At 37.2% G+C, this 15,767-nt stretch carries 12 protein-coding genes; 9 read left to right on the top strand and 3 right to left on the bottom strand.

Annotated features, from left to right (window positions below):
• Window positions 1-866: 866 nt before the first annotated feature.
• From ABIN61_03960 to ABIN61_03950, 3 genes are all read right to left on the bottom strand, one after another.
• A complete protein-coding gene (locus tag ABIN61_03960; protein MEO0293363.1) occupies window positions 867-3,449 on the bottom strand; it encodes a T9SS type A sorting domain-containing protein in 2,583 nt (860 codons plus the stop codon).
• Between the two features lie 29 nt (window positions 3,450-3,478).
• On the bottom strand, window positions 3,479-6,517 hold the full coding sequence (locus ABIN61_03955; GenBank protein ID MEO0293362.1) for a LamG-like jellyroll fold domain-containing protein: 3,039 nt from the start codon (window positions 6,515-6,517) through the stop codon (window positions 3,479-3,481).
• Window positions 6,518-6,623: 106 nt separating this feature from the next.
• Window positions 6,624-6,788, bottom strand: a complete 165-nt coding sequence (locus tag ABIN61_03950; GenBank protein ID MEO0293361.1) for a hypothetical protein — start codon at window positions 6,786-6,788, stop codon at window positions 6,624-6,626.
• A gap of 356 nt (window positions 6,789-7,144) precedes the next feature.
• Here ABIN61_03950 and asnS point away from each other — a divergent pair, with 356 nt between their 5' ends.
• From asnS to ABIN61_03905, 9 genes are read left to right on the top strand one after another with little or no spacing between them, the layout of a single operon-like run.
• Window positions 7,145-8,437, top strand: a complete 1,293-nt coding sequence (gene asnS / locus ABIN61_03945; protein ID MEO0293360.1) for an asparagine--tRNA ligase — start codon at window positions 7,145-7,147, stop codon at window positions 8,435-8,437.
• Between the two features lie 12 nt (window positions 8,438-8,449).
• Window positions 8,450-10,003: a hypothetical protein gene (locus tag ABIN61_03940; GenBank protein ID MEO0293359.1), complete on the top strand. Its 1,554-nt coding sequence runs from the start codon at window positions 8,450-8,452 to the stop codon at window positions 10,001-10,003.
• A 26-nt stretch (window positions 10,004-10,029) separates the two neighbouring features.
• Window positions 10,030-11,037, top strand: a complete 1,008-nt coding sequence (gene gap / locus ABIN61_03935) for a type I glyceraldehyde-3-phosphate dehydrogenase (protein MEO0293358.1) — start codon at window positions 10,030-10,032, stop codon at window positions 11,035-11,037.
• Window positions 11,037-12,242 carry a phosphoglycerate kinase gene (locus tag ABIN61_03930; GenBank protein MEO0293357.1) on the top strand — a complete coding sequence of 402 codons (1,206 nt, stop codon included), beginning with the start codon at window positions 11,037-11,039 and terminating at the stop codon, window positions 12,240-12,242. Before gap ends, ABIN61_03930 begins: the two co-directional genes overlap by 1 nt.
• 9 nt (window positions 12,243-12,251) lie before the next feature.
• Window positions 12,252-13,001, top strand: a complete 750-nt coding sequence (gene tpiA, locus ABIN61_03925) for a triose-phosphate isomerase (GenBank protein ID MEO0293356.1) — start codon at window positions 12,252-12,254, stop codon at window positions 12,999-13,001.
• Window positions 12,995-13,345 (top strand): preprotein translocase subunit SecG, encoded by a 351-nt coding sequence (gene secG, locus ABIN61_03920; protein MEO0293355.1) that lies wholly within the window; start codon window positions 12,995-12,997, stop codon window positions 13,343-13,345. Before tpiA ends, secG begins: the two co-directional genes overlap by 7 nt.
• Before the next feature lie 19 nt (window positions 13,346-13,364).
• Window positions 13,365-13,850, top strand: a complete 486-nt coding sequence (gene rplU / locus ABIN61_03915) for a 50S ribosomal protein L21 (protein MEO0293354.1) — start codon at window positions 13,365-13,367, stop codon at window positions 13,848-13,850.
• Between the two features lie 13 nt (window positions 13,851-13,863).
• Window positions 13,864-14,115, top strand: coding sequence for a 50S ribosomal protein L27 (gene rpmA, locus ABIN61_03910; protein ID MEO0293353.1), 252 nt, complete (start codon window positions 13,864-13,866; stop codon window positions 14,113-14,115).
• A gap of 52 nt (window positions 14,116-14,167) precedes the next feature.
• Window positions 14,168-15,766 carry a SpoIVB peptidase S55 domain-containing protein gene (locus tag ABIN61_03905; protein ID MEO0293352.1) on the top strand — a complete coding sequence of 533 codons (1,599 nt, stop codon included), beginning with the start codon at window positions 14,168-14,170 and terminating at the stop codon, window positions 15,764-15,766.
• Window position 15,767: the final 1 nt, after the last annotated feature.

Below are 15,767 nucleotides of genomic sequence, written 5' to 3'. Positions count from 1 at the left end.
GCCGGCTTCTTCTCCTCATTCGTCTTATCATTTAACATCAACCTTAAGAGCGCCTCGTTAATACTTGGACAATTACTAGGCTGGTAATCACCTACATATGCATCTACTGGAAGCATATTCCGCACTGCCTTTGCATGTGCTAAACCTGTATTACGATATAATGATTCAATTGATTCTAAAGTCGGCGGACTACTTACTGGAGAATCGTAAGACGGTAACCTGTCCCACCGTATACTATCTACCGAATAAAACGGCTTCTCTCCCCTAACATACGGAGGCCTAAATAACTTTGATCCATTTTCTGGTGGTATACTCGATACAACTGTCAATACCTTAGCAGACTTAATCCGCCTATATGGCAAATAATTCTTACCACCTTTATCCAAATTCGATACCGCCTTGACTATCGATACCGCACCACCCGAACTATCCACTGCACCCACCGTAACCGTATACGGTAACTTAGGTACTAACGTCGAATCAAAATAACTCTTACTAGGATCACTAACATTATAATACAATGCCCCATCAAATCCATGTTTGTATTGGTTCGCAACCGGATTTACCTCCCATCCATTTATATAAAATGTCAACAATACTACCTTCGAATACACACTCACCGAGTCCGTAATCTTCTCATATTTCGGCAATATCTCAGTTATAGTCACAGGCGCCAATACCCACCAGTCTCCATTAGCAAATTGCCCCACCGGCCGTGGCTCAGAAAACTTCCACACCACCTCTCCCTGCTTAATCGAATCCGCAGAGACCGCAAACATTCTTACACTATAAAGTATAAAAAGACAAAGCAATTTTATCCCTATTTGTTTCTTCATTCTTAAACCTCCTTTTAGAAGTCCATTATTCTATTTTATCAATATCATCTTTTTTACTGCCTCAAACTCACCCGCTATCATCCTGTAAAAATATATTCCAGAAGGAATTTTTTCTCCATTTAACTTTAAATCATACCTTCCAGGTCCTTTGATCTCATCAACCAAAGTAGTCACCTCCCGTCCTAAGAGGTCATACATCTTTAATATCACTCTTACCTCCTTTGGAATTTCATACCGTATCACCGTAGTAGAATCAAACGGATTAGGAGAATTCTGATATAATTTAAACTTGCCAGGACCATTTCCCTCACCTCCAGTTGAATCAAGCGGTATCCTATATATCCTCACCGCATTCCGCTCAAGATCTTCACTGATAACTCCATTATTAATCGAAACCTCTCGAGCTTGCCTATTGCCAGGCGCATACGCTACCTGCACAAATCCCTTCCCCTCCGGTATTCCAGTCTCAAAACTAAACTGTATCTGCCCAGTCGAATAATTAACCGCCCCTGTTAACTTCTTACCACCATAATTTGCGTGTGGTATAATATTCCCATTCCCATCATCATATCCATACTTCAAATTACCAACTATATCTAATGCCGTCGGATACTTCTTCCCTGTATGTTGATCTACTAATGAATCAGGATACCCCTGCGATGCTGCACTATTTATTACAGCAGATATTATTACACTACCAGGTACTATACTACCCTCCGGAACTACACAACTAAATTCCTTCTGCCCCTCAGTAGCATCTAACTTCACATAACTCCACCTATACCTCGATAACTCATCATACGCTTTCGAAATATTTATCCCTGTGTTCAACTCAAAACGTATCTTCTCAGGCTCATATACCTCATCCCATTCACCCTCCGGCTCACTCACCCTTACCGCAAATACATATACATCATTCCCATGCTCACGTACCATTATATCTACTCTATTCCCCCTCGTGTTACAATTATGCGTCATAACCCTCGTCGATGGCACTGAAAATATTACCGGCGTCAACGCTGTAATTGTCTCCTTAAATTCTCCCATAACACTAAAATTCTCCGCCGGCGTAGGAGAAAATAAATCAAAGTATACTATTGCTTTCATACCATGAACAACTGCACCCCATAACTCCATCCTCAGCTCATCCGGCGTCGGACCTGCATCCCATGAGGTAGTGTAATCCTCTTGATCCATCCTACTACAAGATGTCACATTCTGCGTTTCTACACATGCACCTAATGGTATAAGATCGCAATTTACCCACCTGAATACATCTAGATTCTCAAACCATAACTCAAATATACCTGCAGTTGAATCTTTAAACGATGCATGCTCCTGCGCCTCTAACGGGTATGCATCATGTGTGTAAAAATCCCCATAAAAATGCCTCTTCCCTCCATACCACGGCGCATTGTGCCGATACATATACATTGCAGATAACGTATTACTCTGCTTCGGTTTTCTATACCTCTGGTAACTATATCCATACAGCTGATTTGTTGCTAAATGATGTGGATCCTCTAACCGAGTCCTATATGCCCATGCTGCCAATACTTGTGTAGGCACCTGAGCCCAACGACCTCCAAGCTCCGGCTCATCACACCAACACCACGCAAATAACCCTTGCTCATTCTTCGCTGTTTGTACATATATTACAATACTATCTACCTTTGAGTTTCGTTTGTAAAATGCTGGCTCCGATATAAAACCTTCCCATCTGGTTGGACCTATTGTCATCAAATTATAAGCTCTACCTTGAGAAATGTAATCTACCCATGTCGATGGATTATGAGAAGGGTAATACCCTTCAGTATGTAGAGCAGTCGATACCCTACTCAATAGTGAGGTATTACTACTCATAAACGGTCCTATAGGGAAAAAGTACGTCGTCCCATTCAAAACAAAGGCATTATTCTCATCTATCCCAATTACTGGCGCACCATTATATGGCTTCGTAAATTTCTCCCTTATCCGACTAACCACACTCTGACCACTCTTCAACTCAAATGTAATAACATAATCCCCCATAGGCAATTGAGCATTCCGCAACAAAAACCTCTGCAACGTATCTACCGTCGTACCAACCAACTCCTCACTATATCCTCCACCTACCTTCTCAATCCTGGCACTAACTTGACTCGGACTATACCCAGCCGGAACCTTTGCATATAAATACTGCGCTACCCTTCCATGAAATGGCGCTCGTAATACCTCAAATCCTGCAATAGGTGCCTCCCCTGTAACAGTTATAACAACTGAATCTACCGCTACCGTATTGAGCTTTACCGGCTTACTTACTCCAACTAACTTATAGTAAGACCCTTCCATCTTAACAGTATACACTCCAGGCTTCATAAAATAATGAACCACTGCTACCCCAGACTCAAACGGATTCCCATCCGAAGTGTCTATATACATCCTATAACCATCTCCAAAATCCCACTCAAATTCAAGCGTATCCGAAATTGTCCTCGCATAATATATCGCATCAAAATACACTTCCTCTCCTACTTCTACAGTGGTGCCTGGAAATACAGTAAGATGCGTCTGGCTTAAAACTGCAAAAGACAAAAGTATCGTTGTCCAAACAATTAATAATATCTTTTTCATAACAACCCTCCATTATCTTAAATTACCTACTACTTTATTAACACCATCTTTCTCACAAATGCATTATCACCTACCATCAACTTGTAAAAATATACCCCACTCGACAACTTACTACCATCAAACTCTACCTCATACTTACCCGCCTGCTTTACCTCATCTACTAACTTAGCTACCTCACGACCTAGTATATCATATACCTTCAACAATACCCTACCCTGACTCGGTATCTCATACTGTATCCTCGTCACAGGATTAAACGGATTCGGATAATTCTGATATAACTCAAATCTCATTGGTTGTTGGTCATCCTGATCTACCGAATCTCTCAACCTTAATACCTGAACCTCATTTGAAATTATGCTCGTTACACCACTTGCCGTATATGCACGAACTGCATACGTATAATCTCTATCCGACAATATTCCACTATCTTCATAACTCGTCCCACTTGTACTACCTACCACCTCTCCATTCCGTATTATATGATACCCACTTACTCCAGATGAAGAACTCGCTAACCAACTTAATCCAACTCTCCCCTTCTCCCTGTCAACATACGTCACCTTCAACTCCTCAGGTGGATTAATAAATGTATACGTAGGTATCTCCGTGCCTTCCATTAAATAAACAGGGTAAGGACCTATAGGTATCTCCAACTGCCCATTCTGCGGCTTTATAATTGCAGTATTCCCAAACATGTCCACTAATAGATAATCCCCATTAGGATTACTCGCAGGAAAATTTATCGCCATCGGCAACTCTGCATTCCATGCCATTAAAACCGTCTTAGAGTTAGGATCATTCTCGTTTGCCTTCATCCAATACGCATATAACCCCTTCTCTCCATCACTCAGCGCTCCAATTATCTTCGGCGCTGGCAGTACCTTGTAAAAATTTCTTACCGCATGTGCTACCTCATACCAACCTCGATATACTAATTTACCATGCTCTGTTATTGTATAAAAGAATCCTGAATTAGAACCATCTCCATCCGATACAAACATAATATGAACATGGTCAATTCCTAAACGCAATGCAAGTGCGTATAACCTGACAACATATGCTGCCTGCTGTCGTTCTAAAACAGGATATGGCCTACCCGTTGGCGGATTTAACCCATTATACCTTGACCAACCTATCTCTGTAAACCATACAGGCTTATCCGAAACCCCATATTTTGCCATTAAATCTCTAAGAGTTTTTGTCATATTAATCACTGACTTCCTGTAAGCAACTTGACCGGTAACTGAATCAATCATAACATTCTCAACATCCGGTGGCCCACCTACATAAGGGTGAAAAGAAACAATATCATAGTAATCTCTGGGATTTCCACCATACTTAATTATCGCATCATTTACAAGCGAGAAAAAGCCAGTACCAACCAAAGACATCGCAACTACTTTCACATCGTTCCACTCAGGCTTAGAACGAATATGACGATAAACCGCCATCAACATCCGAGCATACAAATCCGCCTTTCCCTCTTCATTTAATGCATTCCAATAATCTCTACCCAACATATAGTAAAGCGCTGGTTCATTCCATACCTCCCAATATATCACCGGTTCATATGGTACATCCGGATTTTCTTTGAAGAACGAACCATTCGGTCCAAATGTACCTATCATCCTATCCACAAAAGCCAACACACTATCAATCCATTGTTCATCCGAACTAAACTCCCCAGTCTGATATCTTTGCTTTGCTAATAAAGTATAGAGTACTTTCATCTTTAAATTACGCATCGAGAGAGCCATATTTTTTATCTCATCATGCCTCGGCATCGTATTATAGTAACTACCAACCCTGACTGTTTTTATTCCCACTGAATCTATATCCTCAATAGTCCGATGACTGGATGGTGGATCCTGCCATATAGTATGCCAGGTAAATAATCCACCTTGTCTAACATCATAATGTGGCCTATTTAATATCTCTGATAACGGCGGAAGATACTGAGTATAACTTAAATCAATTTTCCAGTGAGCTAACGTATCCTTCACTTGCTCAATCAAATTCGGAAAATTACCTTGCACAACTTTAATCCCATCCGAAGATACAACCGTCGACTGCAAACCTGAACTATTCTCAGCCTTAACCGAAAAATAATATGTCATTCCAACCGTTAAATTCAGCCCCCTATAAAATACACTCGTATTAACAGAATTGCTTGTCCAATCTACTACATTACTCCCACCTGGACTTGTCCCTATAGCATAATAATACTTCGTTATCTTCGAATCAGGATCACTCGCATTACCCCAACTCGCACTAAGGGATGTCTGTGATATAGTGCTATCCATATCCGCATTCAACCCATCATATACATAACCTACAGGCAATGGTGGTGTCGCATCTAATCCAGTCCCATCGTATAAAGCCCTAACGTCACTCGCACTTAAAGCCCTAGTATAAATCCGAACCTCATCATAATAACCATACATGGCAAAGTTCGATGTGTCTGTCGACCCTACCGTTATACTATACTTCTTACCGTCATAGTACAAATCCTCTTTCAAAGTCGTGTCCACCTTGTCAAGATTACCATTTATATATATTTTGATTTCTCCACTCTTATATGTCACTACAATATGATTCCACACACTATCCTGTATACTCGTATTCGCTGTCACATAAACTCCATTATTTATACCCCTTATAAATGCCTTTATCTTCTTTCCCTTGGTTACATTAATAAAAAATGGCCTACCATATTTATTCCTCGATACAAGCCATTCATCTCCACTTCCGTTAGGTCCTTTTCTGTATATCCAAAAACTTACACTCAGCTCTTTAGGTATCTCTAAATTCTGTTCCTTTGTCCCCATATAACCTATACCATTTTCTATCGACAACGCTTTACCAAATTTCCCTTGCCCTGTCCATCCTGCATTTCTCAAAACTCCATGCATATGATAACCAGATACATCCCTCGCTATCGTGTCTGTCCCCTCATCAAACTTCCAGTAGACTATCAAATCTGAAGATATATCCACTATACCCTGTCCATTCAAATATAAACCCATAGTAATAAACACAAACAAAAAATATTTAAAATACCTCATATCATACCTCCATAATTTATAAACTTTATGAATAAACCGTTTCACAATCTAATTATCAGAATTAGAATATCTGCATTTTAGCCTTCATCAGGAAGATAAATAACTTTCATTTCACCAAATTCATCTTCCTTACAGATATATAATCTCCACCTATCAGCCTATAAAAATATATCCCCGAAGATAATCCCCTACCATCAAATTGAACCTCATACATGCCAGGCCACTTCACCTCATCCACCAACGTCTCTACCTCTAACAACGTCTTTTTCATATTTAACCTCCCTAATCTCGCTTAATTAATCTCGCTTAATTAAAATTTTATATTTTAAATTATTCTTGTCAAGGTTTTCCCGTAAAAATTCATAAGAGTTAAGCTCACTTAAAAAGATAAAAACAAAATAGTTCCAGGGAAAAATTATAGACTTATTCTAAACTTTGATTTTCTAAAATCTTATAGATAGAATACAAATTAAAACATACTTTTATTAAATTTTAATAATAAAGAGTTGACTTTTTTGTTTGTTTTATTATAATGAAAATGAAAAAGTTAAATAGCTTTTTAAAAAGAACCTCACTTGGTAAAGAGGGAGGAGTATTTTTGTTATTTTCATTGTAAATTAGATAAATATGAAGTGGGCTTATATAGAAAATATAGCAAATTTTGTTGGAGAACAAGTAGAAATTAGAGGTTGGGTTTACCATAAAAGATCAAAAGGAGGAGTTAGATTTCTACTTGTTAGAGATGGAACGGGGATAATTCAAGGTGTTGCTACTGAAAGAGACACCGATCCCAAGAGTTTTTATCTTTTAGATAATCTAAATCAGGAAAGTTCGGTGATAGTAAGAGGCAAAGTAAGAGAAGACAAAAGAGCTCCAATGGGCTACGAAATTTCTATAGATTCTATTGAGCTTGTAGCAGATAGCAAGGATTATCCAATCACTCCGAAATCTCATGGGGTAGATTTTCTACTCCAAAACCGACATATTTGGATTAGGTCAAAACGGCAATGGGCTATATTAAGGATAAGAGCAGAAGTGATGAAAGCCATTGAGGATTTTCTATGGGGAAAAGGTTTTATGAGATTTGATGCCCCCATTTTCACTCCTTCTGCCTGCGAAGGAACAACAACTCTTTTTGAAGTGAATTATTTTGGAGAACCAGTTTATCTTTCGCAAAGTGGTCAACTTTATTGTGAAGCTACTGCTGCCTCATTTGGAAAAGTTTATTGCTTCGGCCCTTGTTTTAGAGCAGAAAAGTCTAAAACAAGGCGGCACCTAACAGAATTCTGGCAAGTGGAACCTGAGATTGCCTTTGCTAACCTTCAAGATGCAATAGAACTTGCCAGTGAGATGATTGAATATATTGTCATAAGAGTCTTAGAGAATCGGAGAAGAGAGTTAGAAATACTTGAAAGAAACATTACCCCCCTTGAATCAATTAAAGTTCCTTTCCCAAAAATTAGATATGAAGAAGCTGTTAAGAAAGTAAATGAGTTGGGTGAACCAATGCAATTTGGAGAAGACTTTGGAGCTCCACATGAAACTATTCTTGGGAAAAGTGTAAATGCACCTTTAATAGTGACGCATTATCCTAAGGAATTAAAAGCTTTTTATATGAGAAAGGAAGAAGGAAATGAAGGGGCAACTCTTTCTTTTGACATCCTTGCTCCGGAAGGATATGGAGAAATTGTAGGAGGAGGAGAAAGGGAATTTGATGAAGAAAAGATAAAAAAAGAAATAAAAGAAAGAAGCTTACCAGAGGAAGCTTTTAAATGGTATATTGATCTAAGAAAATATGGATCTGTCCCACATGCAGGATTTGGACTTGGAATCGAAAGAACAGTTGCTTGGATTTCTGGGACAAGCCATGTTCGTGAAACAATTCCTTTCCCAAGAACTTTGGGAAGGGTGAACCCTTAAAAGGAGGAATTTATGCTTTTTTATTTAATTTTTTCGGTCCTTCTTAATATTGACGGAGAAAACTATTGCAAAATATATAGAAGTTCAAATGAAGTGGATCTTTTCTTTATTGAAAAAGGATTTTTTACTCCAACCCTTGGGCTTGGAATTATCGGAGCTGATCTAAACCCCGCAACTCTGGGAAAAGCTCCAAACACTCAATTTATTGGTGCTATTTCAATATTTGGGAAAACAAAAATAGATTTGGAGAAACTTTCCTTTGAAGTTGAGAGAGAAGATGAAACTAAGGAAAAAGTAGAGGTCATTAATAGAAATGAGTTGTATGGAGAGTATTCTACTTTAGGAGGAATTAACTTCTTGGGTTTTGCAAAAAAATTCGGAATGGTAGGTATTGGAGTTTCTTATGGAGCAGGTTATAGAGTCGGAGGAAGAATCAGTTTAAGCGGAAGCTTATATGGAAATTTCCATCTAGATGAGCCTTTAAAACTAACTCATGAAGACATCTCAGAAATTGAATATGGAGATACAGTAAAAGTTAATCCTTTATTTAAAGGAGCTTTTTACTTCGATAATCCAATTCCTTTAAGAGTTGAATACTCTGATTTCCCAATTTTTCTTGGGACAGGAATTAATATTGGACCCCTGGGTTTAGGAGTAGGTCTTAAACTTCAAAATTGTAAACTTGTAGGAGAAGGGAATTTCTCAGCTCGTATTGATAGTTTAGTGTGTGAGGTAAACGACACCACTGTAACAGATGATGATGGAGACACTTGGATTGTAAGAGACTTTTCTGCTGCCTTGGATCTTAAAGATGATCTTTTCAGAGGAGAAATTCACTCTTCAGGATTCTCTGCAACTCATCCTGTTTTTACTCTTGGGATGTTATTCACCCCTCCCATTTTAAAACTTTCTTTCGGATTTGACTTTGGTGCAAATTATGAGTTAAAGGGTCCTTATAGCTGGAGTTTCTCAAGAATTTCAGAGCTACCCGAAGACTTTGTAAGCGTTGACTCAACAAATTTAACCATCATTCAAGACTCTCTTGTTACGGGAAGAGCAATTATTAGAATTGATAGTATGATCCGAGAGGAAAATTCTGAATCTGGTGAAGATTATACTTTACAATTTAGTGGTTCAAGTTTTAATTTTGGAGCTTTACTTGATCTACCCGTAAAATTAGGTTTTAATGGTAGACTTACATTTCCTGCGGATTACACTTTAAGCAAAATAGGAACTTGCCTTTACTTTGGAATACCTGTTCCTCTTATTGATATAGATTTTGGTCTTGCGGCAGATGCGGTTATTGTTGGAGGTAAAAAAACAGAAGAGTTAAATTGGGTAATTATTCCCACAGCAGAATTAGGCCTAACATTTAGTTACGAAAGAGATTACCTAAAGTTTTATTTACCAATTAAGTATGATATTACTCACCTTGCACTTTCTATTATGACAAATATAATCCAGGATGAGTTAAAAGATGAAGAAGATGTAAATCTTGAGTTAAATAGAAGCTCAAGCGTATTTAATAATCTTGCTTTTGGTTTTAGTTTTATGGTAAAAATATAAAAAGTTTAAAAAGGAGGTTTTTTAAAATGGCAGTTCGAGTTGGTATAAATGGTTTTGGAAGAATTGGGAGGTGTGTTCTTAGAGAAGCGATTAATAGAAAAGACATAAAGATTGTTGGAATAAATGATATTGCAGATCTCGGAGATTTAGCCTATCTCTTCAAATATGACTCGGTTCACAGAAAATTTAATGGAGAGATTAAGGTAGATGGAAGCACCCTTATTGTTAATGGTAAAAAGGTCCCATTCACTCAGGTAAAAGAACCAGAAGAAATTCCATGGAAAAAGTTAGGTGCAGATATTGTAATGGAGGCAACTGGAGTATTTAGAAGTAAAGAACTTGCGGAAAAGCATATTAAAGCAGGAGCCAAAAAGGTTATTGTTTCAGCACCCTTTAAGGGAGAAGGAGATTTTACGATTGTATATGGAGTCAATCACAAAAAATATGATCCTAAAAAACATCACATTGTTTCAAACGCTTCTTGCACAACAAACTGCTTTGCTCCTGTTGTAAAAGTTTTGCATGAAACTTTCGAAATAGAATATGGTCTTATGAGCACAGCTCACGCTTATACCTCCTCTCAAAAAGTTCTTGATTTACCAGCAAAAGATTGGCGTAGAGGTAGGGCTGCCTCTCTTTCTATTATTCCAACAACGACAGGAGCAGCAAAGGCAACGACAGAGGTTTTCCCAGAATTAAAAGGAAAGTTAGATGCGATTGCTCTGAGAGTCCCTGTGCCTGATGGCGCAGTTGTTGACTTTGTTTGTAAAGTCAAAAAGGAAGCTTCTGTAGAATCTGTAAATGCAGCTTTTAAGAAATATGCTAAAGGCGAACTTAAGGGAATTCTTGAGTATGCAGAAGATCCAATTGTCTCTATGGATATTATTGGCAATCCTCATTCCGCAATTTTTGATCCTGAGTACACTAGAGTGATTGAAGGAACTCTCGTGAAAGTGCTTGCTTGGTATGATAACGAATGGGCATTTTCTATGAGAATGATAGATGTAGCAATAATGATGGGGAAGTCCTTATGATTAATAAAGTTCCTTTAATTAAAGACCTTAACGTAAAAAACAAAAGAGTCCTTTGTCGCTTTGATTTTAATGTTCCAATATCAGAAGGAAAAATAGAGGATGATACAAGGCTTAGAGCAAGCTTACCCACAATTCGTTATTTAATGGAGAATGGAGCTATTACAATTATGATGTCTCATCTTGGAAGACCAAAAGGGAAGGTTGTAAAAGAGCTATCTCTTATGCCTATAGCTAAGCGACTTTCAGAGCTATTAGGAAAAGAAGTCCAGTTTATAGAAAAAACTGTAGGTCCTGAGGTAGAAAAAAAGGTAAGCTCTCTTAAAAGTGGAGACTTACTTCTACTAGAAAACACAAGATTCCATCCGGAAGAAGAAAAAAACGATAAAGAATTCTCAAGACTCCTTGGTAATCTTGGGGATGTTTATGTAAATGATGCATTTGCTACAGCTCACAGAGCCCACGCTTCTACTTATGGAGTTGCCGAATTTATAAAAGAAAAAGCTATTGGATTCTTGATGTTAGAAGAGATAAAGAATCTTTCAAAACTTCTTGAAAATCCAGAATCACCATTCACGGTAGTGCTTGGAGGAGTAAAATTAGAAACAAAAATCCCTGTAATAAAAAATCTGGCTCCTCTTGCAGATAATATCTTAATTGGGGGTGCAATGTGCTTTAGCTTTATTCATTTTAAAGGCGGAAATGTGGGTGATTCTCCTATTGAAAAAGAGTTGCTTAAAGATGTTGAAGAGGCTATTAAAATTATAGAAAAAGAAAAGAAAAACTTCCTTCTTCCTGAAGACGTAGTGGTTATAGACTACACTAAGGATATAAAAAGTATTCCTCCTGATGTAAAATGGAACGTTGTTTCTTCTTTTGATATTCCAAAAGGAAAAATGGGAGTTGACATAGGAGAAAAGACTATAGGAATCTACAAGAAAATAATCGCAAGCTCTAAAACCCTTTTCTGGAATGGACCTCTTGGAGTGTTTGAAAAACCTCCCTTTGATAAAGGAACTTGGGAAATCGCAAAAGAAATTGGTAAACTTACAGAAAAAGGAGGTTTCACTGTGGTAGGGGGCGGAGATACTGACAAAGTCTTCGAAGGAACAGAGATCTCAGTTACTCATCTTTCTACAGGAGGAGGAGCTTCTCTTGAATTTGTAGGAGGAAAGGAATTACCTGGAATAAAGATAATTGCAGGATAGGGGTTTGAAATGAGAAAAATGCTTATTGGCGGAAATTGGAAAATGTATAATGGAGTAAAGGAAACGGCTAATTTTGCGAAAGAGATTAAGGAGAAAAAGTTCTCAGCAAACGGAGTGGATGTTTTTGTAGCTCCACCCTTTACCTCCATCCCGGAAGCAATAAGGAGCTTTAAGGATACTGGAATTTCTATTGGTGCTCAAAATCTTTTCTGGGAAGATAAAGGAGCCTATACAGGCGAAATATCCCCTCTTTTCCTTAAAGAGCTTGGAGTGGAATGGGTAATAATAGGACATTCTGAAAGGAGAACATATTTCGGAGAAACAAATGCAACTGTTAGAAAGAAAGTTGAAAAGGCTTTAAAAGAAGGGTTAAAGGTTGTTCTTTGTATAGGAGAAACAGAAAGAGAGAGAGATGAAGGTAAAACGAAGGAAATTCTAAACATCCAGATAGAAGAAGCATTGTTAGGAATTGAATACATTCCAGAAAATCTTGCAATTGCCTATGAGCCTGTCTGGGCAATTGGGAGCGGAAAAACTCCCCATCCTGAAGAGGCAGAGGAGATGCATTCTCTTATAAGAGAAAAGTTAGGAAATAAAGGTGAGAAAGTTAGAATCATCTATGGAGGCTCTGTTAAAACACACAATATACGAGAATTTATCTCTAAAAAAAACATCGATGGAGCTTTAATTGGAGGCGCTTCACTCGAAGTTAATGGTTTTATAGAAATGGTAAACATAGCAAAGGAGATTAGATGTTAGGTTTTCTTATAACTCTCCACGTTTTTTTTGCAGTGCTTTTAATTTTAGTTATTCTTATGCAACAATCTCATGGAGCTGGTATGAGCTCTGTTTTTGGAGGAGGAGGAAGTGGATCCCTCTTCGGAGGAAGAGGTGCTTCTATTTTCCTAAGAAAAGTAACGATTGTTCTGGCAGCTTTATTTTTCCTTACTTCCACAACAATAGCAATAAGAATTCCGCGAGTTACCAAAACTGAAGGAGGAAAAATAGAAAAAAAGCTAAGAAAAGGACTCTCAGAAGAAAAAGTAGAATTTCCACTAGAAGAAATCCCAGAAACTCCAGTAGAACCCAAGGATTCTGAATAAGATAAGAAAGGAGGTTTAGATGTTTGCAGTCTTTGAAGCTAAAGGATTTCAATATATTGGAAATAAAGGAGATAAACTAAAGATCCCTCGTTTAAATAACAAAATTGGGGAAACTGTAACTTTTGATAAAGTTCTCCTATTAAAAAATGGGGATCTAAAAATTGGACAACCTTATGTTGAAGGAGCTTCTGTGGTTGCAGAGGTTGTTTCTCATGGAAAATATGATAAAATATTGGTGTTTAAATTCAAAAGAAGGAATAGATATAGAAGAAAAAGAGGACATACCCAAACTTATACAGAAATAGAAATAAAGGATATTCTACTTGGAAAGCCAAAAGAGGAGACGATAGTGAGTGAACCTATAGAAGAAGCAAAAGAAATTGAAAAAATAGAAATGAAAGAGAAAAAAGAAAAGAAAGCCAAAGGGAAAAAAGAAAAAACAAAAACAACAAAGAAAACCTCTACAAAAACCACAAAAAAAGGAAAAACAACGAAGAAAAAATAAAGGAGGTTCATAAATGGCACATAAAAAGGGCGTTGGTTCTTCACATAATGGTAGGGATTCAAATCCAAAATATCTTGGTGTTAAACGATTTGAGGGAGAAAGAGTAGAAGCAGGATCCATCTTAATCCGCCAAAGAGGAACAAAATATCATCCTGGCTGGAATGTTGGAATGGGAGGAGATAACACCCTTTTTGCTTTAAAATCTGGTAGAGTAGAATTCGGAAGACGCCACGGTAAAAAGGTTATAAATGTAATTTCAGAGTAAAATAAAAATAAAATCTCTGAAGAATTAATTAAATTTTATTGTTTTTTCTAATATGTTAACTATAACCTTACTGTTTCAAATTATCGAAGCTTTTGAATTTATAAATCCTCAAAAAGTAGAGAAAGGGATGAAGGGAATTGCCCTAAGTTCTTTTGGGGGAAAGAAAATAGACACTCTTGAAGTTGAAATTTTAGGCAAGATTCCTGGAGAGGCTGGAAGTGGTGAAATGATTATTGCAAAATTAAAAGGAAAAATTGTAGAAGAAGCAGGAATTGTAGCAGGTATGAGTGGAAGTCCTGTTTATATAGAAGGGAAACTCTTAGGAGCAATTGCTTCTGGATGGGCATTCTCAAAAGAACCAATTTGTGGAATTACTCCTTTTACGGAAATGAAAAAAATGACTATAAAAAAAACACTTGGCTCTTCAACTTTCTCTCCTATAAAACCCATTCTTACTGTTTATGGATTCCCTGCTTCCTCTCTTCCCTTCCTGGATTCTTTGCCTTTTAATTTTTCTATCTCTCAACCATTTAGTGGAGGTAAAACAAAAGTCGCTAATTTAACTCCAGGAGGTGTGTGCGGAATCACTATTGTTTCAGGCGACGGGAATATCTCTGCAATAGGAACAATAACTGAAATAGTGGGAGATACAATCTTTGCTTTTGGACACTCAGCTTATGGGGTTGGTTTTACTGAACTTCCATTCTGTGGAGGAGAAGTTTTAAGTTATCTACCCTCTTATTATCGTTCTTTCAATTTTGCTATACCAGGGGAGATAATTGGAAAAGTAATCTTTGATGGTAATTCGGGAATAAAAGCTATAATTGGAGAAACACCCCCTATGATTGATTACAAGATCAAATTCGGAGAAATTCAAAAGAAATATAAAGTCGCATCCGAAAAGAGTATTTTCCCTCTCGTTTCTCCTTTTATTCTCCTTTCAAACTGGATTGAAAATAAAGGATTATTTGGAGATGCCACCACTTTAGGAAATTTCAAAATTTGGACTTCTAAAGGAGATATTAAAGTTCCTTTTGCTATTAGCGGGACTCAAGTCCAATATGATTTATATAAGTTTTCAAGGGAAATTTTTCTACAAATTCAAGAGAATAATCTTGAAAATGTTAAAATTGATTCTATTTTAGTAGACCTTTCTATTTTCCCCGAAATAAAAGAATACATCATAAAAGATCTTCTTATTAAAAAGAAAAATTTCAAATTAGGAGACACAATTAATTTAAGCGTGAGACTAACGAGGTTTCGCAAATCAGATACAACAGTTAACTTTAGCTTCATAGCTCCAGACGCTCCTTCGGATCTTTTAATTAAAGTTTCTGGAAGAAATGAATATTTATATTATGAATTAGAAAGAGCTCCTTTAAATTTTCAGTTTAACTCCTTCTCAAAATGGAGAGAATTTATAAATTCACTTCCTGCTCCAGATGAACTAATTCTCTGTTTCTATAAAAAAGGAGTTTCTTTAAATACAGAGGCAGGAGAATTTAAAAGCCTTCCGCCTAGTTTAAGAAATATAATGGAAAAAAGAAAAAGAGTTACCCAAAGTGAAATGTATTTAATTAAAGAAGAAAAAATAAAATTTGACGGACCTCTTGAAGGAGAAAGCTCCCTCTCAATAGAAATTAGGAGGTAAA

This window comes from candidate division WOR-3 bacterium, assembly GCA_039804165.1.
Lineage (GTDB): Bacteria > Hydrothermota > UBA3072 > UBA3072 > UBA3072 > JAFGHJ01.
The sequence above is the reverse complement of the archived record's forward strand: the minus strand, read 5'-3'. Positions and strand labels throughout refer to the sequence as shown.

Bases quoted from the DNA above. Each gene is read 5' to 3' on its own strand.
- ABIN61_03960 (MEO0293363.1), bottom strand. From the start codon at position 3,449: ATGAAAAAGATATTATTAATTGTTTGGACAACGATACTTTTGTCTTTT.
- ABIN61_03955 (MEO0293362.1), bottom strand. From the start codon at position 6,517: ATGAGGTATTTTAAATATTTTTTGTTTGTGTTTATTACTATGGGTTTA.
- ABIN61_03950 (MEO0293361.1), bottom strand. From the start codon at position 6,788: ATGAAAAAGACGTTGTTAGAGGTAGAGACGTTGGTGGATGAGGTGAAG.
- asnS (MEO0293360.1), top strand. From the start codon at position 7,145: ATGAAGTGGGCTTATATAGAAAATATAGCAAATTTTGTTGGAGAACAA.
- ABIN61_03940 (MEO0293359.1), top strand. From the start codon at position 8,450: ATGCTTTTTTATTTAATTTTTTCGGTCCTTCTTAATATTGACGGAGAA.
- gap (MEO0293358.1), top strand. From the start codon at position 10,030: ATGGCAGTTCGAGTTGGTATAAATGGTTTTGGAAGAATTGGGAGGTGT.
- tpiA (MEO0293356.1), top strand. From the start codon at position 12,252: ATGAGAAAAATGCTTATTGGCGGAAATTGGAAAATGTATAATGGAGTA.
- secG (MEO0293355.1), top strand. From the start codon at position 12,995: ATGTTAGGTTTTCTTATAACTCTCCACGTTTTTTTTGCAGTGCTTTTA.
- rplU (MEO0293354.1), top strand. From the start codon at position 13,365: ATGTTTGCAGTCTTTGAAGCTAAAGGATTTCAATATATTGGAAATAAA.
- rpmA (MEO0293353.1), top strand. From the start codon at position 13,864: ATGGCACATAAAAAGGGCGTTGGTTCTTCACATAATGGTAGGGATTCA.
- ABIN61_03905 (MEO0293352.1), top strand. From the start codon at position 14,168: ATGTTAACTATAACCTTACTGTTTCAAATTATCGAAGCTTTTGAATTT.